The sequence below is a fragment of the Pirellulales bacterium genome (genome assembly GCA_019694435.1).
In the GTDB taxonomy this organism is placed as follows: domain Bacteria; phylum Planctomycetota; class Planctomycetia; order Pirellulales; family JAEUIK01; genus JAIBBZ01.
On sequence record JAIBBZ010000044.1, the window covers coordinates 15,270 to 36,832 of the forward strand.

Consider the following 21,563-nt stretch of genomic DNA (forward strand, 5'->3'; position numbering starts at 1 on the left):
GGGCCGGCCAGCCGGCAGCGGGCTCGCGTGAAAGGCGGTTTGAGCGTGAAGATCATCGGCATCGTCGGCGGTATTGCCAGCGGCAAGAGCCTTGTCGCCGCACGGCTTGCCGAGCTTGGGGCCGGCGTGATCGATGCCGACAAGATCGGCCACGAAGTGCTACGCGAAACCGACGTGCGGGCCGCGCTCGTCGAGCGCTGGGGCCCGACCGTGCTGGGGGCCGACGGCGAGGTCGATCGGGCCCGCGTCGGGCAAATCGTCTTTGCACCCGCGCCGGACGGGCCGCGCGACAAGGCCTTCTTAGAGTCGCTGGTGCACCCCCAGATCGGCCGGGCAATGCAGGAACGGCTGGGGCAATATGCGGCCCAGGGGCTGCCGGCCGTGGTGCTCGACGCCCCGCTGCTGCTCGAGGCCGGCATGGACGCCTGGTGCGACGAGGTGATTTATGTCGATGCCTCGCGCGCGGTACGGCTCCAACGGGCTCAGGGCCGGGGCTGGAGCGAGGCAGAATTCGCCGCGCGCGAGGAAACTCAGCCAAAATTGGCGGAAAAAATGGCCAGGGCGACCGTTCGCATTGACAATTCGGGCAGCATACGGTCGACTCAAGAGCAGGTGGACCAGTTCTGGAGCCACCTCACCCCCCGTCGGTAACGCGTCGCGGCCGGGCCGCACGGAACCCGGGCAAGACGCCTGCCGTCGCCCCCTTCGAGCTACCTATTCCGCCCCGTTTCGCAGTTGGCGGCCACCTCAGCGAGGCCGCAGCGCTTCGTGCGAGCCTGCGTCCTGCGCGCTGTCGTGTCCGCTGCCCATCCAATCGCCCGCCGTCAGGCCGTTCGCGCCTGACCCCTGCCGCCGCTAGTGGAGCACGTCATGTCGGACGCAAGAGGAATGCGACCCAATCGACCCCGATCTTCTTACCCGCCGCGGGGAGGCGATCCGGCGCCGCCGAACGAATCGCGCGACAACGCCTATGACGACGATTCCGAACCGTTGTCGTTGGCCGAGGAGATCGCCGCCGAGGTCGAAAGCGGCAAGCGCCTCGACGAGATCGACGAGCGGTACGAGCAGATCAAGCAGGGCGATATTCACATCGCCGAGCTGCAGCGGATGAGCATGCCCCAATTGATCGAGCAGGCGCGCACCGCCAACCTGACCGACTACATGGGGATGAAGAAGCAGGACCTGATCTTCAAGATCCTCAAAGAACGGGTCAAGCTGAACGGCCTGATGTATGGCGAAGGGACGCTTGAAGTCCTGCCCGATGGGTTCGGCTTTTTGCGCAGCCCCGACTATCACTACCTTTCCTGTCCCGACGACATCTACGTCTCTCCCAGCCAGATCCGCCGCTTTGGCTTGAAAACCGGGACGACGGTGGCCGGTCAGATTCGCCCGCCAAAAGAAAACGAGCGCTATTTTGCGCTGCTGCGGGTCGAGGCGATCAACTCGCAGGACCCCAACCTGCTGTCGACCAAGGTGTCGTTCGACGATCTGACGCCGCTGCACCCCGACACGCGAATTCGCATGGAGCATGCGCCCGATGAAGTCGCGATGCGGGTCATCGACCTGATCACGCCGATCGGCTTCGGCCAGCGCGGCCTGATCGTCAGCCCGCCCCGGGCCGGCAAGACGATCTTGCTGCAAAAGATGGCCAAGGCGGTGCTGACCAACTACCCCGAGGCGTACGTGATCATGCTCTTGATCGACGAACGCCCGGAAGAGGTCACCGACATGGAACGTCAGGTGAAGGGCCCCAACTGCGAGGTGATCAGCTCGACGTTCGACGAGGTGTCGTCGCGGCACGTGCAAGTGTCGGAGATGGTCATCGAAAAGGCCAAGCGGATGGTCGAGTACGGCTACGACGTCGTGATCTTTCTCGATTCGATCACGCGGCTGGCCCGGGCCTGGAACGCCGAGGTGCCGCACTCGGGCAAGATCCTTTCGGGCGGCGTCGACGCCAACGCGTTGCAGCGTCCCAAGCGGTTTTTCGGGTCGGCGCGCAAAGTCGAAGAAGGCGGCTCACTGACGATCATCGCCACGGCTCTGATCGATACCGGCAGCAAAATGGACGAAGTGATCTTCGAAGAATTCAAGGGAACCGGTAACCAGGAGATCGTGCTCGACCGCCGGCTGGTCGACAAGCGCGTCTGGCCGGCGATCGATATCAACCGCAGCGGCACGCGCCGCGAGGAGATGTTGATGGACCCCGAGGAGTATCGCCGGGTGTGCATCCTGCGACGAGTGCTCAACGAAATGAACGCCCCCGATGCGATGGAGCTACTGGTCAGCCGGTTGCAAAAGACCAAGAGCAATGCCGAATTCCTGATGAGCATGAATATGAAGTCGTAACGCAGTCGCCTGCGGCCGCCGGCACGGCCGGCGTCCGTCGTGTGCGGGCGGTTCCTCGAGGAGAGTCATTCTTGGCCAGAGTTTTCGAAGGTCAGCGGACGGCGCCCGCCGGCTCGATCGCCATCGTCGTTTCGCGCTACAACGATTCGATCACCGGCAAGCTGCTCGACGGCGCGCTCGCCGTGCTCACCGGCGCAGGGATGGCCGAGGACGCGATCGATATCGCCTGGGTGCCGGGGGCGTTCGAATTGTCCCTGGTGGCCGATCGGCTGGCGCGGTCGCGACGCTACCTGGCGGTCCTCTGTCTGGGCGCGGTCATCCGCGGCGAAACGACGCACGACCAACAAATCAATCGCGCCGTGAGCCTCTCGCTTGCACAAACGGGCGTCGACACCGGCATTCCCGTCTTGTTCGGTGTTTTGACCTGCGATACGCTCGAACAAGCCATTCATCGCGCGGGCGGTAACGTCGGGAACAAGGGCGCCGAATGCGCCGAAGCGGCGTTGACGATGATCGATCTGCTGAAAAAATTGCCCGCTTGAGGCCGCGCGTGCCCCGCGCATCGCAGGATCATGGATAGAATGCAGCGTCGCGTCGGGAGCGGCGTGTGATGCCCGCCTGCCTTGCCTTGGCGCGAGGCACCCCCCCTGCCCCTGGTATTGCCTGTCCGCTGCTGGTTGTATTCATGTCCCGTCGAACCCGTGCCCGCGAAGTTGCCTTGCAGATCCTCTTTCAGGACGATCTGAACCCGGGCGTCAATCCCCATGCCGCGGACGAGTTTCTCGTCGCCCGGCTGCGCCAGCCAGAACTGATCGAGTTCGGGCGTTCGCTCGTGGCGGGGGTGCGCCGCAATCGCGCCGAGTTGGACGCCCTGTTGGCCAAGACGGCCGACAATTGGAGCCTCGAGCGGATGGCCGCGACCGACCGCAACGTGCTCCGCCTGGGGGCGTACGAGATCCTCTATGCCGACACACCGGACCGCGTTGCGATCAACGAAGCGGTGGAGTTGGCCAAGCGTTTCGGCGCGGCCCAATCGGCGCCGTTCGTCAACGGCATCCTCGACCGCTTTCTCACCCGCCATCGCGAGGCGCAGTAGCTCATGGGCCTGTGGGACAAGTTTCGGCAGGGTCTGAAGAAGACCACGCAGATTCTCAACACCGATATCCGCGACTTGTTCAAACGGCAAGGGCGGCTGGTCGACGACGAGTTTCTCGACGAGCTCTCGGCGGCCCTGGTAAAGACGGACATGGGGGTGGCCACGGCCAATCAGATCGCTGCCCAGATCGCCCAGGATTTTCGCGGCCGCGTGGTCGAGCTTGCCGACGTGCTGTCCGCGGTCAAGTCCCAGCTCAAGACGCTGCTGGCGCAGCCCGCTTCGCCGATCAATTTTGCCAGCGAAGGACCGACCGTAATCATGGTCGTTGGAGTCAACGGATCGGGCAAAACCACTTCCATCGCTAAACTCACTCAGATTCTCCTGGCGCAGGGCAAGTCGGTCGTCTTGGGAGCCGGCGACACTTTTCGCGCCGCCGCAGTCGAGCAGCTTTCGATCTGGGCCAAGCGGTTGGGCGCACGCATCGTTACGGCCGAGCAAGGACGCGACCCGGCCAGCGTCGCGCATCAGGCCTTGGCGGCGGCGGTCGAATCGAACGCCGACGTTTGCATCGTCGATACGGCCGGCCGTTTACAGACCCAGCAGAACCTGATGCAAGAGCTGAGCAAGATTCACCGGGTGCTCGGCAAGCTCGTGCCAGGCGCTCCGCACGAGGTGCTCCTGGTGCTCGACGCCACGACGGGCCAGAACGGCATCAGCCAGGCCCAGCATTTCACGGCCGCCGTGAACTGCACGGGAATCTTTCTCGCCAAACTCGACGGCACCGCCAAAGGGGGTGTCGTGGTTGCGATCCGCCAGAAAGTCGGGCTGCCGGTCAAGTACGTCGGAGTCGGCGAACAGCCAGACGACGTGGCGCTGTTTGAGCCCGAGGCGTTTGTCGAAGCCTTGTTCTCTGAGACCGAGCCAGCGGCCCGCTGACCGGCGAACGCCCTTGGTTACCGCTTGCCGCTCGAGGCCGCATCGGGTCCGCGCAGGCACGAACCCCCGTTCGGGCGATAGTAAGTGCCAGTCGTGTTTGGCTGTGCGCTTCGCGACGGTCGGTCGCAATGCAGCGGGCACGCCCGGGGGCGATTTTGGCCTCGACAGGGATGCTAGCCCGGCCAGCCACCGATTGGGGGCCACTCAGGCTTTTCCTGAGCCGCAAGGGTTCACACGCTCGCCAGTCTCCAACCCGCCGAAGGCCCCTGCGGCCGGCTTTTCAAGTCAATCCGTGCCAGATGGCGCGTCGATAGCAACCGTGGCCGACCGTAGGATCACACCCAGATCGGTCGGCGCCCCCGGTTTGCCCACCTGAGTGTCTGCACGCCCTCACGCCGGGTAACGGACTTCCCCGCGCATTCTCTGACACACGGACTTGGAGAGCGAGAGATGAGGATCTCGACACGGATGCTCGTGTTCGCGGTCGCGGCGCTGTTTTCACCAGCCGCCCTGGCCCAGACCACGACCGTGACGTCGCTGCGTCAGCCCGTCACGTACCAACAGACTGCTTACGATTACGAGAGCTACTACGCTCAGGAAGGCGGCGAGCAAGCTGCTCCCGCGGCTCCTGAGGCCGCTGCTGCGGCGCCTGCCCCCCAAGGCTGCGCCCCGGCCTGCGGCACCTGTGGAACGCACGGCTGCAGCACGTGCAATCCTTGTGCGAACGGCTGCAGCAATGGCTGCGGCAACGGTTGCTGCAACGCCTGTGAGGAAGAAGCCGAAGGGCCTTGTCGCCTGTTCGACGACTGCTGCTTCTTCAAGACCACGGGCCTGTCGCTGACCGGCTGGGTCAACGGCAGCTTCACCTGGAACCCGGACAACCCGGCGGACCGGTTCAACGGTCCGGTCACGTTCAACGACCGTTCGAACGAATTCCAGCTGAACCAGTTCTACATCGTCGGCCAGAAGGCGATCGACACGTCGGAAGGCTTCGACATTGGTGGCCGGATCGACTTGCTCTACGGCACCGACTGGCGTTTCACGCCGGCCCTGGGCCTGGAACTCAACACGGACGGCACGCGCAACTGGAACCAGGACAACCGGTTCTACGGTCTGGCGATGCCGCAGTTGTACGCCGAAGTCGGCTACGGTGACTTGTCGGTCAAGCTCGGTCACTGGTACACGTTCATCGGGTACCAGATGGTCACGGCCCCCGACAACTTCTTCATCTCGCAGCCTCTGACCTTCCAATTCGGCGAGCCGTTCACTCACACGGGGGCTTTGGCCACCTACAAGCTGAACGACAACTGGACCGTGCTCGGTGGTATCCACCGCGGCTGGGACCAGTGGGAAGATATCAACGACCAGATCGGCGGCATCGGTGGTCTGACTTGGACCAGCGACGACGCCAACAGCTCGTTGGCTTATGCGATGAGCATCAGCGACGAGGATCCCAACAACCGCCAGTCGCGCTACGTGCACAGCATCGTCGCCCAGCAGGGCCTGACCGACAAGCTGAAGTACGTCTTCCAGAGCGACTTGGGTTGGCAGAACGACGCCAGCGTCGTCACGCCGGGCCAGGACGCCGAGTGGTACGGTGTCAACCAGTACCTGTTCTACACCCTCAACGACAAGTGGGGTCTCGGTGGTCGTGCGGAGTGGTGGCGTGACGACGACGGTGCCCGCGAAATCAGCAACGTCGGCGACCCGAGCGGTTCGGCCTACGGTGGATTCGCTGGCAACTTCTACGAATGTGCCGCGGGCCTGAACTACCTGGCCACCGCGAACTTCCGCCTGCGTAGCGAAGCTCGCTGGGACTGGTACACGGGTCCGGCCAACGCCGCGAACCAACTGCCCTACGACGACGGCACCGATTCGAACCAGTTCGTCTGGGGCAACGACTTCATCTTCCTGTGGTAGTGTGAAGTCGGTGCCGGCTGGACCGATCGCAAGCTCGGTCCGCCACGCGGAGTTCGAGATTCTCCAGCCGCCTGCGATCCTCCCAGGGTCGCAGGCGGCTGTTTTTGTTGGTTTTGATCGCTCGCTTGCCCGAGTCGTGGGCAGCCTCGCACGAAGCTCTGCAAGCGATCCGGGCATTTGCATTCACAGAACGCACACAAATCGCGTGCAAAATTTTTTCGCAACTGCTTGTGTCACAGCAGGATCAGGCCCGTGCGGCGCGGGTTTGCCGGCGCGACTGGCACAGAGCTTGCTGAATGCACGCTCCGCCCGAGCATTGCTTGAGCAAACTCCAGAAAATTGACGGGACCGGATGCGTGGTCGGTGGGCCACGGGCGCGATCACGAACTTGACGTGAAAGTTCGTGTGTGCGTGGGTGCGCGTGTGCGGACGGCAAACCCTCGTAGCGAAGCGCCCGTGGCCCCCGACGTTTTTCTCTCAGGCGGTGGCCGCAACGCCACCGGTTCCTTGGCAATTGCGTGCCCTATCTTGGGTCTTTTCGGCCCCAGAAGGATGCCCCGCGGACTTGGGTAGGCACTCCGCCTGGCTTGCCCAAGTCGGGGGCGTCTTTTTCACCCTTGAGACCCTCGGAGCCGACGGCTAGGATCAGGATTCCGGCTCTGTTTCGCCCGTGTTCGTGTCGAGTTTTGCGATTCGATGAAGCTGATTATCGCCATCATCCAGCCGAGTCGTCTGGAGGCCGTCAAGGCGGCCCTGAGCGAAGTCGAAGTCTTCCGCCTGACGGTGATGGACGTTCAAGGCTTCGGCCGGCAAAAGGGCCACACCGAGACCTATCGCGGTCACGAGGTGGCGGTCAACCTGACGCGCAAGGTGCAGCTCCAGATCGCCGTCAACGAGGACTTCGTCGAGCCGACCATCCAGGCGATCGTCAAGGGCGGCCGCACCGGCAAGGCGGGCGAGATCGGCGACGGCAAGATCTTCGTTTTGCCGTTGGAAGACTGCATTCGCATTCGCACGGGCGAACGCGGCAGCGAAGCGATCTAGGCTTGCCGCGGTCTGGCTAGTTCTTGCCGCGGTCTGGCTGGGCTGCTTGGTGCGTCTATTCGACGCGCGTCGCTCGTCGACGGCTCAAACCGTCACGTCGCTGGTCTTCTTGGGCATGTACCGGCACAAGGCGATGCCGCCAAAGTACAAGCCCACCAGCGGCACGGCCATCAGCAACATGCTGTATGGGTCGCCCGACGGTGTGAGCACCATGGCCAGCACGCAAATCACCAGCACCGAAATCCGCCACTGCGACGCGTACATCTCGGCCGTAAACACGCCGATCCGCTCGAGGAACAGCATAACCAGCGGCAATTGAAAGCTCACGCCGAAACCCAGCGGCATCAACAGCACAAAGCTAAGCCATTCGCTGATGCGCATATCGGTGCCCAGCCCGAGCCAGCGATTGAACGCGAACAGGAAGTCGAGCACCGGGTCGAACACGAAGAAAAAGGCCAGCGACGCGCCCATCAGGAACAGCAGCAGGCTGAACGGCAGGAAGACGTACACGTAGCTCCGCTCGTGCGGATACAAGCCCGCCGCCACGAAGATCCAGAGCTGCAGCAAGATCCAAGGCGAGGCCAGGACGACGCCCGTCACGAGCGACGCCTTGATATAGATCATGAAGCCTTCTTGGGCATTGAGCGTCGTCAGCTCGGTGCGGCGGTCGTCGGTGATCCGACGGAACAACCGCAACGGCATCAGGTTTTCTTTGGTTTTGGCCAGATCGACCGGCGGCAGCGCCGCGCGATTGATCGCCCCCGGATAGGTCTTCTCGATCTCATCCAACAGCGGCCGGGGATCGATCAGCCAATCGTCATAGGTAAAGCCCTCGTCGATCAGCTCGTTGACCGGATCGGTTTCGCCCTGCGGGCGCTGGTTGGCCGGCATCTCGGCGACCTGCGCTGCGCGGCGCTCGCGGGTCAGCTCGGCGACGTGTCGCTGCAAGGCTCGATCGAGCGGCATCTGGAACATCGCCACGACCGGCCGCCCCAAGGCCAGGCCGATCACAAAGCCGATCGCCAGGCCGAGGACCGCGCGGAACAAACAGACCCGCAACTCTTCGAGGTGTTCCCCGAAGGTCATGGTGCTGTCTTTGAACAGATCGTCGCTGTAGCGGTGCTTCGACATGAATCCGGGCAAACCGCAACCTGGTCTTGCGCCGTCGGCGGGCAACGGCGAACGGGTCATGCGCGCGGCCGCGGGGGAGGAAGGCATCCCCGATCGATTGGGGTGGGCACCAGGACGGCGAACCAATCGGATGCTGGGCGCGAGGCGCGGTAGGTTGCGGTGATCTGCCGCGAAGACTTTCGGCGCCACCTCCGATGATATCAGCGGTGCCAGACGCCAACAAATGGCCGCCGGCGAACAGCCCGGCGAGCACCTGCTCCGAGGGCGCCTAAGACCGCTCCAGACCTGCAGATCGTACCGGGCGGCTGCCAATTGCGGACCGGCGCCAATTCGCGACAATCGCGGCCAGAGCCAGCAACAGAGGACCGCAATGCCCCGCATGTATCCCTTGCGATTTGAGCCCTTGCTGCGCCGCTACCTCTGGGGCGGGCGGCGGTTGGCCAGCGAGTTGGGTAAGGAACTGCCCCCGGGCGACGACTACGCCGAAAGCTGGGAGCTTTGCGATCGCGGGGACGACCAGACGCGCGTTGCCAGGGGGCCGCTCGCCGGCAAGACGCTGGGCGAATTGGTGCGCGAGTCGGGGCCGGCGCTGCTCGGCAGGCATCACCCCCAAACGCGATTTCCGCTGCTGTTCAAGTTTCTCGACGCCCAGCAGACGCTGTCCGTGCAAGTGCATCCCGACGATGCCCGTGCCGCACGGCTCATTCCGCCCGACCTCGGCAAGACCGAGGCCTGGGTCGTGCTGAGCACCAAGCCCGGCGCCGTTATCTACAGCGGTCTGAAGCGCGGCTTCGACCGCGCGGCCTTGGCGCGCGAGGTCAACCGGGGAACCAGCGAGCTGTGTCTGCATCGCTTCGAGCCGCGACCGGGGGATTGCGTGTTCATTCCGGCCGGAGCGGTGCATGCCCTGGGCGCAGGGCTGCTGATCGCCGAGATCCAGCAGGCCAGCGATACGACATACCGGCTATACGATTGGAACCGCGTAGGGGCCGATGGGCGGCCGCGTCCGCTGCATATCGAGGCGGCCCTCGATGCGATCGATTTTGGCCTGGGCCCGATCGATCCAGTCGTGCCCCGACCTACGGCCCGCGAACAGGTCGAAAACCTGGTGCGCTGTGACAAGTTCATCATGGATCGACTGCGACTGAGCGAGCCGCTGCACGCCGGTGGCGACGATCGCTGCCATTTGCTCGTGCCGATCGAGGGCCAGATGCGCGTCGCTGGCGACCCGGTCGATGCGCCCGTGCGGCTGGGCGAGACCATCCTGGTGCCTGCCGAAGTCGGCGAGGTGCTGCTCGAACCCTGCGCGCAAGCAACGCTGCTCGATATCTACCTGCCCTAGTTTGCCCGATCGCACCGTCCGGACCGGCAGCGGTTCCGTTTGTGCCGAACGGCGGGTTGTTTCAAGCTGTCACTGCTTTGATGTCGATGCATCAATAGGCGCGGCACGGCTGCCGCTCGCCTTACGCCCGGTGCGGGTCGCGGCCTATAATCCGGCCCCTGCTCTGCGCCCGAGGCGCACATCCGCGTTCGATTTACGCTTGGCCCTCAACCGGGACGGAGCCCTCCGGCATGGCCCACTCGTTATTGCGCCGTAGTGCGCTGGCGGCCTGTTTGGCGTTGGCCGGATGCGCGGGCGAGGCGACGCCCCGGCTGGCAGCTCCTGGTACCGTACAGTTCCAGCGCGACCGGGCCGAATTCTTCGATCCGTATCCCCAGAACGAGTACGGCCCCACGGTCTTGGGCGGGCGGCCGAAGGATTTCGATCGTCCGGCGCCCGAGGCCACGCGCTCGCGCTGGTTTTCGACCTGGCTGCGCGGCGGTTGAGCGCAGCTGCCGACGGCTTCATTGGGTCGCCCGACTCGACCCTTGCCAAATCTGGCGGCACTAGATGCCGTATTGCCGCAGTACGAGGTCGAAAACGTCGGTGTCGGCCAACGCATGGCCCACGAGCGTGCCGCGTTGCGAGGAAATGATGATCCCGCGCTGCTCGTTGGTCCGAGCCGGCGCGCCGTGCGAACCGCGAATCAGCGTCGCGTCGAGCGGAATGCTGTGCGTTGTCAGGTCGAGATGTAGTTCGACCGGGTCGTAGCCGGGCTTTTGATGGATGTCGACCAGCCGGGCGAACGCGGGGGCGCGGGCATCGTCGAGCCAGTAGTAATAGGCCTGCCAGCTTTGCGGCGTCGAGATGAGCACTACCTCGCCGCTGCGTGGATGGTCGACATCGTATTTGCCGCGCTCGCGACCGACCAGCACTTCGGCAATGCCCGGCTGGCCCCGAAACAGCGCCGCCACGCGCTCGACGTCTGCCGTGTCAGCCACATAGACGTGACCGAGCTGATGATCGGCCAGACACCATGCCGGCGTCGTCGCCAAGTCGATCAGCTCGCCTGCCCCCGCATCGCGAACCCGGAGCAGCCCGGCATTGCGCAGCACACGATTGGGATAGCTCACGTGCTCGACCGGCACGATCGCGTATTCGCTCGCCACGAGCCACAGCGGCTGTGCGGGGGAATACGCGGCTTCGATGCCCGCCACGAGCGGCGCCAAGACGGCGTCGAGTTCGCCGAGCGCCTGCTGGGCCTCGGGGCTGTCAGGCCCGTGCTTTTGCGCCGCATAGTCGAGGTGGGGCAGATAGATGTAGAAGAAATGCGGCTGGAACCGCTGTGCCGCGATGACCGCGCTTTCGGCGATCCATCGGCTCGACGCGACATTGGCCTGTGGCCCCCAGAAATGCCAAAGCGGAAAGTGCTCGAGCTGGTCGCGTAGCTGACCATACAGCTCGGTCGGGCGGGTATAGCACCACAGCGACTCGGAGCCGTCGGGGTTGTGAATCGGCGCCGGCGTGCAGATGTAGTCGGCGCCGGCACCCTTGCTATGCAGCGGAAACCAGATCGCGCTGGTCACGCCGGGCCGCTCTTTGTGCAGCACGTCCCAAATCTGCGGCCGTTCGATGCACTCGTTCCAGGCCGTCCACAATTCGAACTCGTGCCGTTCGCGATAGTAGAACCCGTTGCCGATCACGCCGTGCTCGTGGGGCAACTGGCCAGTGGTCATATTGGCCTGCACCGGGCAGGTGACCGCTGGAAAGCTCGGTACAAGCTGCGACACCTCGCCCGTGGCCGCCAATCGCTGGAGAACCGGCATCGAGGACAGATCTTGGCTCCGCAATCCGGGGAGGGAAAGCAAGACGACGATATCAGGCATGGCGGACTCAGCGGCGTGGCATGCGAATTCGGACCGCGGCGCGGATGCTTGCGCCGCCGGGAACGGCAATTTACCGCGTCGGGGTGCTGCGCGTCAGTGGTGCTACTCGAGCCGCCATTCGAGGATTCCGGCCGACATGCCGTCTTGCAATTGAACCTCGAGCCTGACGGCGTTCGTCTCGACCGGGGCGAATTGAATCTCGTTGTAGCGATCGACGGCTGTCGCGTACGCCGAGCCGGCTTGCAACTCGACGGGCCGCCAGGCATCGCCGTCGCGATAGACCAGTCGCCACGACGCGGGCACCTTGCAATGTCCAGTTCCCGTGTCGTCGAACCAGTAGACTGCCGCACGCGCAACCGCGCTGGTCGCTGCCAGGTCATACTGCACCCATTCCTGGCTGCCGCGATGATCCCACCAGGTGAATCTGGCGATCTGATCGTCGGCCGACTTGCTGGGCTCGACCTGATCGTTGAGCGCAGCCGTTGTGTCGCGCTGCCAGGTATGCGATGCCGACGCAGCGGCTCGTGACGCCAAGGTCGCCGCGGGCAGCGGCCGCGCGACGCCCGGGTCGCGCGCCAGCCACACGGCCATTTCGCCCCGTTCGCGGTGGGCCCACGCGTAATAGGGGATGGCCGTCAAAACGGCGGGCCGGATCTCCGTCGTACCGTCCGCCGCCCGATGCGCCGCCCGGACCGCTGCGCTCAGCACGTCGACGCCACCGAGCAAGTCGGGGCGATGTTCGATGCTGAACTCCGCGTCGTCGGGCACCACGACGTGGGCAACTTTGCGATCGGGCTGGTCGACCGCCTCGGCGCAATAGACCACAGGTCCGCGTTCCACGGCCAGGCGCCCTTGGTCGTCGGCAACTCGTTCGTGGGCCACGACGCGGCGCACGGGCATCGGCAGCTCCAGTTCGACGCGATCGCCCTGGCGCCACGCGCGCTGGACGACGGCAAACCCCTGTTCGAGGCGATGCTCGACCGCTTGGCCATTGACCGCCAGCGACCAGCCGACGGGAGTGTCATCCAGATACCGATATAGATTGCTGGGAACCGGATGCCCCTGCGCCCAGCCGGGAATGCGCACGTGGAGCGCAAAGCTCGCATCGGCGCCATCGGTGGGCAAGATTTCGATGCACACTCGCTCTGACCAGGGATACTCGGTCCGCTGAACCAGTTCGACGGTGCGATCGCCCAGCGGCAGCCTGGCCCGGCTGTCGAGAAACAGATTGACGAACAGATGGTCGTCCCGGCTGGCATAGGCAAATCCCGCCAGCGAGGGCAAGAAACGCACGACGTTGACTGGGCAGCAGGACGTCGTGAACCATTCCTTGCGCGCGTCGCCGGCGCTGGCCAGCGGATTCGGATAGAAGAAGCGATCGCCGGACAGCGATACACCGGCCAGGAAGCCGTTGTAAAGGACGCGCTCCAGCACGTCGATGTACTTGGCGTCGCCGTGCAGGAGGAACAACCGCTGTTGGAACAGCGCGTTAGCGATGGCCGCGCAGGTTTCGTTGTAGGCCGTCGCGTTGGGCAGTTCATAGGCTTCGCCGAATGCCTCGCCTTCGGCCCGCGCGCCAAGGCCGCCGGTGAGATAGAGCTTGCGCGCTACGATGTCTTCCCACAGCCGGTCGATGGCGCGGATATAAGCGGCTTCGCCGGTCAGGGCCGCGACGTCGGCGACCCCTGCGTAGAAGTAGCCCGCGCGGACCGCGTGGCCGACGGCCAGCGCTTGATCGGTGATCGGTTCGTGGTCTTGCGCGTAGGGGCCGTACAAGCCGCGGCGGCCCTGCTTGCGTCCGCGCGCGTCGACAAAGAACCGCGCCGTGCTCAGATACCGGGGCTCGCCCGTCGCCCGATACAGCTTGACCAGGCCGATCTCGATCTCTTCATGGCCCGGGACGTCGACGCGTTGGCCCTCGCCGGGACCGAAAGTGCGGGCCACAAGGTCAGCGCTCTTGATCGCCACATCGAGCAGCGTGCGTTTGCCCGTGGCCTGCCAATGAGCCACGGCCGCTTCGTACAGATGACCGACGTTGTAAAGCTCATGGCTGACCCGCAAGTTCGACCAGCGCTCGCGTCCGGTCATGAATCCCGTCGCGCCCAACGTGCGGGCCGTGTACAGATAGCCGTCCGGCTCCTGCGCAGCGGCGATCTTGGCGATCAAACCGTCGAGGTAGGCGTCGAGTTGCGGATCGGGCGACACGGCGAGCGTGTAGGAGGCCCCTTCGATCACCTTGAAGACGTCCGAATCGTCGTAGCAAATGCCTTGGAACTTGCCCGTTTCGAGCCCCGCCGCCTTGGCGAAATTGGCAATGCGGCCGGTATCTTCGCATTTCTGAAAATCGTAGCGGACCGTTGTTCGGCGATTGGCCTCGAGCCGCGGTAGCCAAAACCCGCCGTTGATCGTGACGTCCTGAAACGGCGCCGGCCGGATCGGATAGTCGACTGCGGCGGCCACGACGGGCGCGGCCAACGCTTGGACCGCAGCCCAGGTGCACAGCAACCACGGCGTCGCACCCAGGGACACGCGCATGACTTCACCTCGTCGGTGCCGGGGCTTTCAGGTCGAATAAACCCACCGGCCCAGGGCCAAGGTGGGAAATACCAAGGTGGCAATGACCACGGCGGGGCCCATGCCGCGCAGCCAAGCGCAAAGCGTTGCATCCAGCAGAATGATCGAGACGATGCCCGTCTTCACGGCCATCATCACATGCCGCGGGTCGGGCTGGAAAATGGCCAACAGGCAGCGCATTGCGATCGGCGCCGCGACCAGCGACAAGAGCAGCCACCAGCGTTCAGCGACAATGTCCGCGCGCACGTCGGCCGCGACGATTCGAGGCAGGCACGCCAGCAGACCGAGTCCCGCCAACATGACGGCCAGCGCCATCACGAGACCCTCGCGGCGACTCTGCTGGGCCTCTTGGCGCGCGAACAGGGTGACGCCGGCGATATAGATCGTCAAACCGCCGGCAACCAGGTAATGCGGCGCGTGCCACGACTCGGCACCTGGGCTCATTCCCAAGAGCACATTCAGTCCGCGACATGCCCCCATGGCCCAGGGGCCCAACGGTGTGTGCTTCAACCCGCGGTCGTAGGCGTAAATCACCAGCGCGAGCGCGCCTGCGACGCAGGCCGGCGCCCAGCTTTGCTCGAGGAGCGACACGGCGCATCCGGCCGCCGCGCCCAGCGCGAGCAAGGCAAATCCTAACTGAAAGGCCAAACGCCTGCGGACACGCTGCGAGGGAATCGGCCGCCGCGGCCGCTCGCGCGCATCGACGTCGGCGTCGTACGCGTCGTTCAGGACCATGCCCGACGTATACAGGCACGCCGATGCCAGGAGCAAAGCCGCCAGCGTCGCAGACGGCTGTGGCGCGCGCTCGACCATGAACCAGCCCAGCAACACGTCGGCCAGGGCCGTAAACACGTTGGGAACGCGGCCGAGTTGCAGGTAGGCCAGCACGGTCGCCGAGTGAGCAGCAGGCCGACGCGGCGCAGACGTAGTTTCGTCGGGTGTCACCTGCGGCTCCGCCTAGCTTGCCGAGGGAATGCCCGTCTGAGCCATGGCCCGGAGCAAGAATTCCCGCGCCTCGGCCGCCGCGGCCCGGGGGCTGTCGAGATAGGGATACAGCTCGACGGTCAACCAACCGCGGTAGCCGCTCGCGGCGATGGCCCGCAGCGTCGCCGTAAAATCAATCGCGCCGTGACCGGGGATCAAGTGCCGGTGCACGCGCGTCGCGGCAATGTCCTCGAAATGGTAGTGCCGCGTATGCGGTTGCATCCTGGCGACCCATTCCTCAGGCGCCTCGCCGACGCAGAACGCGTGACCAATATCGAAGTTGAGGCCCAATTGCGGCGAGTCGATGCGCTCGACGAACCGGAGATACTCTTCGAAACGCTCAATCATCAAGTCGGGCTCCGGCTCGATGAGGAAGCCCACCTGCAATTCTTCGGCCAGCTCCAGGCAAGGCATCAACTCGTCGTAAAAGACGCTTGCCGCGGCGTCCCAGCTTTGTCCCGGGGCGATCGGGCCGCCGGGCTCGGTCGTAATGTGCGGGGCACCCAGCTCCCGAGCCAATCGCAGGGCCCGTTTGGTGTGCTCGCGGCGGATGGCCCGGTAGTGCGGATCGGGCTCGATCCAAGAAGGATGCCAGTAGGGCTGCCTCGGATCAGCCACGGCGTTCATCATGAACGCGTTGATGTTAGAGATCTTCAGTCCATGCTCGTCGAGCAGGGCCCGAATGTTGTCGACCTGGCACGGCAGCAACCCCGCGGGCCAGGCATGCGGTACGTCGGCCAGAATCTCCACGCCCTGGTAGCCGAGCTCGGCGATCGTACGCAGCGTTTCGTCGATCGGGTAACGGAGAAACGCGTTGGAACTAAAGGCTAGCTGCAACGCGCGGGCTCCGAGGCAAGGGCAAGAAGGCGGGGTTCAGGCAGCGTGTTACCGATGAAATGCGATTATACCAGCCGCCAAGTCAACACGGGAGGTACCTCCTTGCGGCCGCGAGGGGCTTCCGATTGAGCAGACCGCGCGCAATAAAACAGCCGAGGCGGTTCCCGCATGAACCGCCTCGGCTGGGATGTATTCGACCGCGCTGGCAGCAAAGCGCGGGTTTGCCGTGCTCTTAGGCCTGTCGACCCTTGCGCACTCGGCGGAAGCCGAGTCGGCTCAGGATCAAACCGACACCCGTAAGCGCCAGAGCGACCGTCGAGGGCTCCGGCACCACGCTTGGGCCGAACGTCGAGGCAGTCGTGATGCCACCGTCGTTGAAGGCCGCGAACGCGAGTTCATAGTTGGGAGCGTCCGATTGCAGCACCAGGAACGGCGACTTGGTGCCGGCCACCAGGAAGCCCGTGTTCGGATCGAGCTGCGGAATCGGGAAGAACGACCAGCTAATGACGCTGCCCGCAGGATTCCGCGTGACGACCGCAGGTGCAATATCACCGGGGGGCAAGGGAACCTTGTAGCTCGCGTCAGCGAGGAAGCCGCCCCAGTTTTGCACGGTCATGTTGCTGACCGAGTTGGGTCCGGTGTTGACCACGATGCAGTAGGTAAACGTCAAACCGCCAAGCGGATTGCTCGGGTCGCCCGAAATGACCTCCGAAATCAGGTCGCCCGAGTAAGAACCGGCGATCGAGAACGGCGTCGACATCGAAGCGATGATGACGCCGCCGGTCGGATCGGGTTCGGCGGACACGGGGATGGTCACACCGCTTGGCGGGAGCGGGGTGGCCATTGCAGCAGACGCCGTGGCGAAGCAGGCCACGACGACCAAAGCGGCTAGAAGTTTCTTTTTCAAGTTAAGTTCCTTCACAAGATGCCTCCGGTCTCTGACAACTCAAGGAGAGTGTTTCGGCAATAAACGCAGCAGTTCAGCACTGGCCGCGCTCGCGCAGGCCCTTCGGCGCATCGGGTAAAACCCAAAGCGCGCGCGCGAACGCGGACGCGTAATCGGGCCTGGTGACGAGATGACGTCGCTGAGAAGCGCTACGGCCGGAGAGGTGCGCAGCGCTCAGACGAAACGAAATCGCCCGAGACCCGAGGAGTGGGGGTGGAGAGCCTTGGGCAGAGCGCCCGGACGGATCAAAATGCGACTACCGTCGCTCGATCCGAGGTTTTGGCTCTCACGAATGCTGCATTAGCAACCTAGAAATTGGGGCGGCCGACAGTTCGGCCAACTCACTCGAAGCATCCTAGCCTGCGACCGAGGGGGTGTCAACGATCTTTTCAAGAAATCCGGAAAAAGTCAGCCACTACACCCAAATTCCCTTGGCCGAGCGGCCGCGGGTCAACTGCTCGCGCTGCGGTAGCTATCGAGCGCCCGAGTGAACAGCCGGCGGCTCGCCAGCAGGCAGGCCGCAGCGGCCAGGATGGCGAAGCCGGCCAGGGGCCAGTTTTGCGCGCTGAGCGGCTTGGCCAACAGGCTCGCCGGCACGTTCACCACGATCAGGATCGGAATGACGAAGCTGAATGCCCAACGCAGCGGCCGACCGATGGGGCCCTCGTAGATTTCCATCGGGTAGCGCGAAAACGTGGTGATGTAGAACCAGAAATCGTACAGGCTCTGGTTGCGCCCCATCCACACGCTCAAGGCCGCGAGGCTGATCATCAAGCTGTAGAGAATGGCCACGCCGCACGCCAGATAGAGCGGATAGAGCAGCCATTGAAGGGGGCCCGGAACCACGTCCAGCCGCGTCAGACTGTAGGCGAGTAGGACGACGGCGAACCCGAAATTCGAGAGTACCGACCAGTCGATCTTTTGCAGCGACACGAGGAACTGGGTGTCGATCGGCTTGAGCAAAGCGAAATCGAGGCCGCCGCTGCGGATCAACTCGCCGAACTCGTCGGCGTTGGGCATGAACAGCGACTGCACGATGCTCGACACGAATAGCGTCGTGGAGAGAAAGACGAAGAACTCGTATTTTCCCCAGCCGGTCCCTGCTCCGAGCGACGGGGTATAGCGAAACACCAGCAGGTAGAACCCCAGGTTCATCAGCATCCAGACCAGCGACGTCACCGCCTCGACGATGAAATTGGCCCGAAACGTCAAATGCCGGATCAGGCTGTTGCGGGCAAACGTGCCAAAGATGCGCAGATAAGAGGGTCGATTGCCGCGCAACCGTGGGGCTGGCATCAATTCCGTGGCCGGGCTTGTCGACATCGTCTCAACCCCCGAAAGCGCTGTATCGACGCACGCCGGCGCGGTAGGCCCACCGGCACAGGCAGGCGAACAACAGGACCCAGCCCAATTGCACCGCGAGGCCCAGGTAGGCCTCTTCGCGCGAGAGTTTGCCGAGAAAAACGGCCGTCGGGAAGTAGGCCAGGTACTGCAGCGGCGGCAGCGCCCAGCCCAGACTCCAACGGCCCTGGAGCAGTTCCAACGGGAACATGTGACCCGAGAGGAAGAACGAAAACAGCATATAGATGAACAACAGCGAGCTGACTTCCAACAGCCAGAAGCCGAGCATGCCGATGGCCGCCTCGAGGAAAAAGCCCAGCAAGAACGACAGCAGCAGCGAGGCCAGAAAGACGAGCAGCAGGTCCCAATCGGGCCAGCCCGGGAAAAACCCCCGGCACAGCCAGAACACCAAGGCAAAAGGGCCCGTGGCGACAGCATAGTAGACCAGCTTGTGCGCCATCCGCGACAGCAGCAGAAAACCGATCATGTCGATCGGCTGGATGAGGTATTTCTTGATCCCACCCGAGCGGATATCGAGCGCGATGTTCGAGGCCAGTCCCGGCATGCTCGAAAAGGCTCGCACCACGTTGGTCAGCAGGTAATAGGCGACCATATCGTGGAACGAGTAGGTGTCGGCGATCGCCCGATTGCCGTTGGCGGCGAACACGGCATTCCAGAGAAAAATCTGCGTGACGAAGGGCAGAAACCGCATCAACGTGCCCAGCGCGAAATCGCCGCGATAGACGAGCCGCTCTTCGATGCAGATGCGGAGGATCGTCCACCAGGTTGTCGCGCGTGCCAGCATGAACGCCTGCTTGGAAGGAGCTGTGGGGCCGCCGTGGCGGCCGTCGAATCGTAGGCGGCCCGGCCAGGACCGCCAAGGGGGCTCGCGCCGCGGGCGAGGCGCGCCAGCAGCGAATTCACCCGGGCAGGTCGGCGAGCACTTCGCCGCGCAGGTACAGCACGGCCTCGCCGGCGATGTCGACGCGCTCGCCGGCCAGGCGGCACCAGAGCTCGCCGCCGCGGGTGGAAAGTTGCCGGGCCGTCAACTCGGTCTTGCCGAGCACTTCGGCCCAATAGGGGACGAGCGTGCAATGAGCCGAACCGGTGACGGGGTCCTCGTCGATGCCCGATTGCGGGGCGAAAAAGCGCGAGACGAAATCGGTCTCCTCACCGGGCGCCGTGACGATCAGCCCCAGCGCGTCGAGCTCGGCGAGGCGGCGAAAATCTGGACGCAAGGCGCGAATCTCGGCCGCCGAGTCGTAAACCGCCAGGTAATCGCGCGAACGCAGCACCGCGCGCGGCGCACGGTCCAGGCCAGCGAGCAGGGCCGGCGGCGTCACGCACGGTTGCGGCGGACGCGCGGGAAAGTCGAGTACCAATCGCGCGCCCTTGCGGCGAACGTGGAGCGGGCCGCTGCGGCTGGTGAATTCGACATGGACACGCCCGGGCTCCAGGTGCTCGAACACGACGTAGGCCGCGGCCAAGGTCGCATGACCGCAGAGATCGACTTCGATCGTCGGGGTGAACCAGCGCAGCTCGTACCGCCCTGCCCCGCCGACCAGGAACGCCGTTTCCGACAGGTTGTTCTCGGCCGCCAAGCCTTGCAGCACCGCGGCGGGCAGCCAGCGCTCCAGCGGACAGACGGCCGCCGGATTGCCGCCGAAGACGCGCGAAGTAAACGCATCGACCTGGTACAGCGAAATGCGCATGGGCCGTCAACCTCGAATGAAAATCGCTGCCTCTAGAAATGCAACAGCCTCCACGGCGATGTGGAGGCTGTTGAAGAATTACAGGTTCGCGCCGCGGTCGCCGCGCGGCGGCATTGCCCGGCTCAGGCCGTGCGGCGGCGATGTCGCCGCGCGATCAGGCCCAGGCCGGCCAGCCCCAGGCCGGCCAGCACGAGGCTGCTCGGCTCGGGAACCGGAATAATCGAGGCGATGCCGGTCAGCGAGGCGATGTCGCCGCCGCCCGACAGTTGGAACGAGAGCTGCACATTGAGCTCGGTGAAGGGGCCCGGTCCCGGTCCGGGGATCGGACCGGCGTTGAAGCTCCCGTAGGGGAATGTCGTCAGCGAGCCGTTGCCGTTCGATTGCGCGGGCCCCACGTCGACGCCCATGTTGGTAAACGGCGCGTTGACGTTGGCGATTTGCAGTTCGGGGATTCCATCGCCGTCGGAGTCGGCAAACAGCGGGGTGATCGAAACGCCGTCTCCCTGCGTGTCGGTCAGGCCGCCGGAAATCGACGCCGAAACGAGGTTCGGCGCGGAGGTGGGGACGATCGGAGTCGTGAAAATGAAACCAAAGTTGGTGGGCGTTCCAAAATCAATCACCGAGATTCCGTAGCTGATCGACGGATCGGGATCGAACAACCCGCCGCCGGAGACCTGGAAATTGGTCTCGTCGGTGAAGAAGAAGCTGTACTCGCCGTTGTCCCCCTTGGTACCCAAGGCGTAGCGGACCTTGCCGGATTCCGGATCTTCGATGCGCGAAATCGGAATGTCGTACGAACTTTCGCCGACAAAGAGCGTCGCTTGCAACGGCAGGTTCCCGGCAAGCCCAGGGGCCGCGATCGCCACGGTCGCAATCGCAGTCAGGAGGAAAAGTAGACGGGGGTGGCAACGCATCGGAACTCCTTTCAAATAGTCGAACCTGGCAGAATTCAGGCAATCCAAGGTGCAGTCGCGAGCAATCGAATCGGCCAGGTGCTGTTGACGGTTGCGGTTCAGCGATCAAGCGCCCTGTCTTCGCGGCGCGGGAGCGCAACGAGAAAACACGGCGACGGACCCGAGAAACGCGGGACAACAGACCGACCGCGGGCAGCGAGCCCGAAGAACGCCTGAAAAAACGCCGGCGAAGGCGAATCAGGCGGGTCGGCGATTAACTCAAGCTCACGAGCAGCTCATACAGCGAAACGGGAATCGAGCGAGTTGCGGTAAGTTACCGTTGCCGCCGTCGATTCGTCAAGAGAAATCCGTCCGGAGAAAATGGGAGGTTCCTGCCCGGCCGGTGCTTCCGCCATGCGCAAAGGCGATCGGGAGATGGTTCGACCAATGCAGCGCGTAGAGATAACGAACCACGTCGGCCGTGCGGACGTTGTGGTCGTGCACGCGAAAACGCAGTTTCACCTGCCGTCGGCGCGGCGAGACGGCCAGGCTGCCGATCACGCTCAAGCGGTCATGTCGCTGCGAAACGATCTGTT

20 protein-coding genes are annotated in these 21,563 nt (G+C 64.3%); 9 read left to right on the plus strand and 11 right to left on the minus strand.

Features of this window, described 5'->3' with window-relative positions; translation table 11 throughout:
• Positions 1 to 45 precede the first annotated feature (45 nt).
• The 7 genes from coaE to K1X74_21255 all read left to right on the plus strand — a co-directional run bounded on the left by coaE (position 46) and on the right by K1X74_21255 (position 7,342).
• Positions 46 to 651: a dephospho-CoA kinase gene (gene coaE, locus K1X74_21225; protein ID MBX7168872.1), complete on the plus strand. Its 606-nt coding sequence runs from the start codon at positions 46 to 48 to the stop codon at positions 649 to 651.
• A 237-nt stretch (positions 652 to 888) separates the two neighbouring features.
• The gene (gene rho / locus K1X74_21230; protein MBX7168873.1) at positions 889 to 2,346 is read left to right on the plus strand and encodes a transcription termination factor Rho; all 1,458 of its coding nucleotides are present in this window, start codon (positions 889 to 891) and stop codon (positions 2,344 to 2,346) included.
• A 71-nt stretch (positions 2,347 to 2,417) separates the two neighbouring features.
• Positions 2,418 to 2,888 carry a 6,7-dimethyl-8-ribityllumazine synthase gene (gene ribH / locus K1X74_21235; protein ID MBX7168874.1) on the plus strand — a complete coding sequence of 157 codons (471 nt, stop codon included), beginning with the start codon at positions 2,418 to 2,420 and terminating at the stop codon, positions 2,886 to 2,888.
• Between the two features lie 143 nt (positions 2,889 to 3,031).
• The gene (gene nusB / locus K1X74_21240; GenBank protein MBX7168875.1) at positions 3,032 to 3,442 is read left to right on the plus strand and encodes a transcription antitermination factor NusB; all 411 of its coding nucleotides are present in this window, start codon (positions 3,032 to 3,034) and stop codon (positions 3,440 to 3,442) included.
• A 3-nt stretch (positions 3,443 to 3,445) separates the two neighbouring features.
• Positions 3,446 to 4,378 (plus strand): signal recognition particle-docking protein FtsY, encoded by a 933-nt coding sequence (gene ftsY / locus K1X74_21245; protein ID MBX7168876.1) that lies wholly within the window; start codon positions 3,446 to 3,448, stop codon positions 4,376 to 4,378.
• Between the two features lie 450 nt (positions 4,379 to 4,828).
• Entirely contained in the window at positions 4,829 to 6,298 is a 1,470-nt protein-coding gene (locus tag K1X74_21250) for an outer membrane beta-barrel protein (protein MBX7168877.1), read from the plus strand.
• A gap of 696 nt (positions 6,299 to 6,994) precedes the next feature.
• Positions 6,995 to 7,342, plus strand: a complete 348-nt coding sequence (locus K1X74_21255) for a P-II family nitrogen regulator (GenBank protein MBX7168878.1) — start codon at positions 6,995 to 6,997, stop codon at positions 7,340 to 7,342.
• Positions 7,343 to 7,426: 84 nt separating this feature from the next.
• Here the strand turns inward: K1X74_21255 and tatC are convergent, their stop codons facing one another.
• Positions 7,427 to 8,473: a twin-arginine translocase subunit TatC gene (gene tatC / locus K1X74_21260; GenBank protein ID MBX7168879.1), complete on the minus strand. Its 1,047-nt coding sequence runs from the start codon at positions 8,471 to 8,473 to the stop codon at positions 7,427 to 7,429.
• Positions 8,474 to 8,843: 370 nt separating this feature from the next.
• On the opposite strand from tatC, the gene K1X74_21265 reads away from it, so the two are divergent.
• Both K1X74_21265 and K1X74_21270 read left to right on the plus strand, forming a co-directional pair.
• The gene (locus tag K1X74_21265; protein ID MBX7168880.1) at positions 8,844 to 9,815 is read left to right on the plus strand and encodes a class I mannose-6-phosphate isomerase; all 972 of its coding nucleotides are present in this window, start codon (positions 8,844 to 8,846) and stop codon (positions 9,813 to 9,815) included.
• A gap of 230 nt (positions 9,816 to 10,045) precedes the next feature.
• Complete coding sequence (locus K1X74_21270) at positions 10,046 to 10,300, plus strand: membrane or secreted protein (protein MBX7168881.1); 255 nt, start codon at positions 10,046 to 10,048, stop codon at positions 10,298 to 10,300.
• Positions 10,301 to 10,360: 60 nt separating this feature from the next.
• Here the strand turns inward: K1X74_21270 and K1X74_21275 are convergent, their stop codons facing one another.
• The 10 genes from K1X74_21275 to K1X74_21320 all read right to left on the minus strand — a co-directional run.
• Complete coding sequence (locus K1X74_21275; protein ID MBX7168882.1) at positions 10,361 to 11,680, minus strand: alkaline phosphatase family protein; 1,320 nt, start codon at positions 11,678 to 11,680, stop codon at positions 10,361 to 10,363.
• Between the two features lie 102 nt (positions 11,681 to 11,782).
• Complete coding sequence (locus tag K1X74_21280; protein ID MBX7168883.1) at positions 11,783 to 14,215, minus strand: glycoside hydrolase family 127 protein; 2,433 nt, start codon at positions 14,213 to 14,215, stop codon at positions 11,783 to 11,785.
• Positions 14,216 to 14,242: 27 nt separating this feature from the next.
• Positions 14,243 to 15,199, minus strand: coding sequence for a UbiA family prenyltransferase (locus K1X74_21285; protein ID MBX7168884.1), 957 nt, complete (start codon positions 15,197 to 15,199; stop codon positions 14,243 to 14,245).
• A gap of 12 nt (positions 15,200 to 15,211) precedes the next feature.
• Positions 15,212 to 16,075, minus strand: a complete 864-nt coding sequence (locus K1X74_21290) for a sugar phosphate isomerase/epimerase (protein MBX7168885.1) — start codon at positions 16,073 to 16,075, stop codon at positions 15,212 to 15,214.
• A gap of 232 nt (positions 16,076 to 16,307) precedes the next feature.
• A complete protein-coding gene (locus K1X74_21295; GenBank protein MBX7168886.1) occupies positions 16,308 to 16,958 on the minus strand; it encodes a PEP-CTERM sorting domain-containing protein in 651 nt (216 codons plus the stop codon).
• Positions 16,959 to 17,471: 513 nt separating this feature from the next.
• Positions 17,472 to 18,344 carry an ABC-2 family transporter protein gene (locus K1X74_21300; GenBank protein MBX7168887.1) on the minus strand — a complete coding sequence of 291 codons (873 nt, stop codon included), beginning with the start codon at positions 18,342 to 18,344 and terminating at the stop codon, positions 17,472 to 17,474.
• 4 nt (positions 18,345 to 18,348) lie between these two features.
• Positions 18,349 to 19,167, minus strand: a complete 819-nt coding sequence (locus tag K1X74_21305; GenBank protein ID MBX7168888.1) for an ABC-2 family transporter protein — start codon at positions 19,165 to 19,167, stop codon at positions 18,349 to 18,351.
• 115 nt (positions 19,168 to 19,282) lie between these two features.
• Positions 19,283 to 20,074 carry a PhzF family phenazine biosynthesis protein gene (locus K1X74_21310; protein ID MBX7168889.1) on the minus strand — a complete coding sequence of 264 codons (792 nt, stop codon included), beginning with the start codon at positions 20,072 to 20,074 and terminating at the stop codon, positions 19,283 to 19,285.
• 122 nt (positions 20,075 to 20,196) lie between these two features.
• Positions 20,197 to 20,901 carry a PEP-CTERM sorting domain-containing protein gene (locus tag K1X74_21315; protein MBX7168890.1) on the minus strand — a complete coding sequence of 235 codons (705 nt, stop codon included), beginning with the start codon at positions 20,899 to 20,901 and terminating at the stop codon, positions 20,197 to 20,199.
• A gap of 423 nt (positions 20,902 to 21,324) precedes the next feature.
• On the minus strand, positions 21,325 to 21,563 hold a 239-nt coding region (locus K1X74_21320), incomplete at its 5' end, for a hypothetical protein (GenBank protein MBX7168891.1).

Bases quoted from the DNA above. Each gene is read 5' to 3' on its own strand.
- K1X74_21280 (MBX7168883.1), bottom strand. From the start codon at position 14,215: ATGCGCGTGTCCCTGGGTGCGACGCCGTGGTTGCTGTGCACCTGGGCT.
- ftsY (MBX7168876.1), top strand. From the start codon at position 3,446: ATGGGCCTGTGGGACAAGTTTCGGCAGGGTCTGAAGAAGACCACGCAG.
- K1X74_21310 (MBX7168889.1), bottom strand. From the start codon at position 20,074: ATGCGCATTTCGCTGTACCAGGTCGATGCGTTTACTTCGCGCGTCTTC.
- K1X74_21270 (MBX7168881.1), top strand. From the start codon at position 10,046: ATGGCCCACTCGTTATTGCGCCGTAGTGCGCTGGCGGCCTGTTTGGCG.
- K1X74_21305 (MBX7168888.1), bottom strand. From the start codon at position 19,167: ATGCTGGCACGCGCGACAACCTGGTGGACGATCCTCCGCATCTGCATC.
- K1X74_21250 (MBX7168877.1), top strand. From the start codon at position 4,829: ATGAGGATCTCGACACGGATGCTCGTGTTCGCGGTCGCGGCGCTGTTT.
- rho (MBX7168873.1), top strand. From the start codon at position 889: ATGCGACCCAATCGACCCCGATCTTCTTACCCGCCGCGGGGAGGCGAT.
- K1X74_21265 (MBX7168880.1), top strand. From the start codon at position 8,844: ATGCCCCGCATGTATCCCTTGCGATTTGAGCCCTTGCTGCGCCGCTAC.
- tatC (MBX7168879.1), bottom strand. From the start codon at position 8,473: ATGTCGAAGCACCGCTACAGCGACGATCTGTTCAAAGACAGCACCATG.
- nusB (MBX7168875.1), top strand. From the start codon at position 3,032: ATGTCCCGTCGAACCCGTGCCCGCGAAGTTGCCTTGCAGATCCTCTTT.
- K1X74_21300 (MBX7168887.1), bottom strand. From the start codon at position 18,344: ATGTCGACAAGCCCGGCCACGGAATTGATGCCAGCCCCACGGTTGCGC.
- K1X74_21275 (MBX7168882.1), bottom strand. From the start codon at position 11,680: ATGCCTGATATCGTCGTCTTGCTTTCCCTCCCCGGATTGCGGAGCCAA.
- K1X74_21255 (MBX7168878.1), top strand. From the start codon at position 6,995: ATGAAGCTGATTATCGCCATCATCCAGCCGAGTCGTCTGGAGGCCGTC.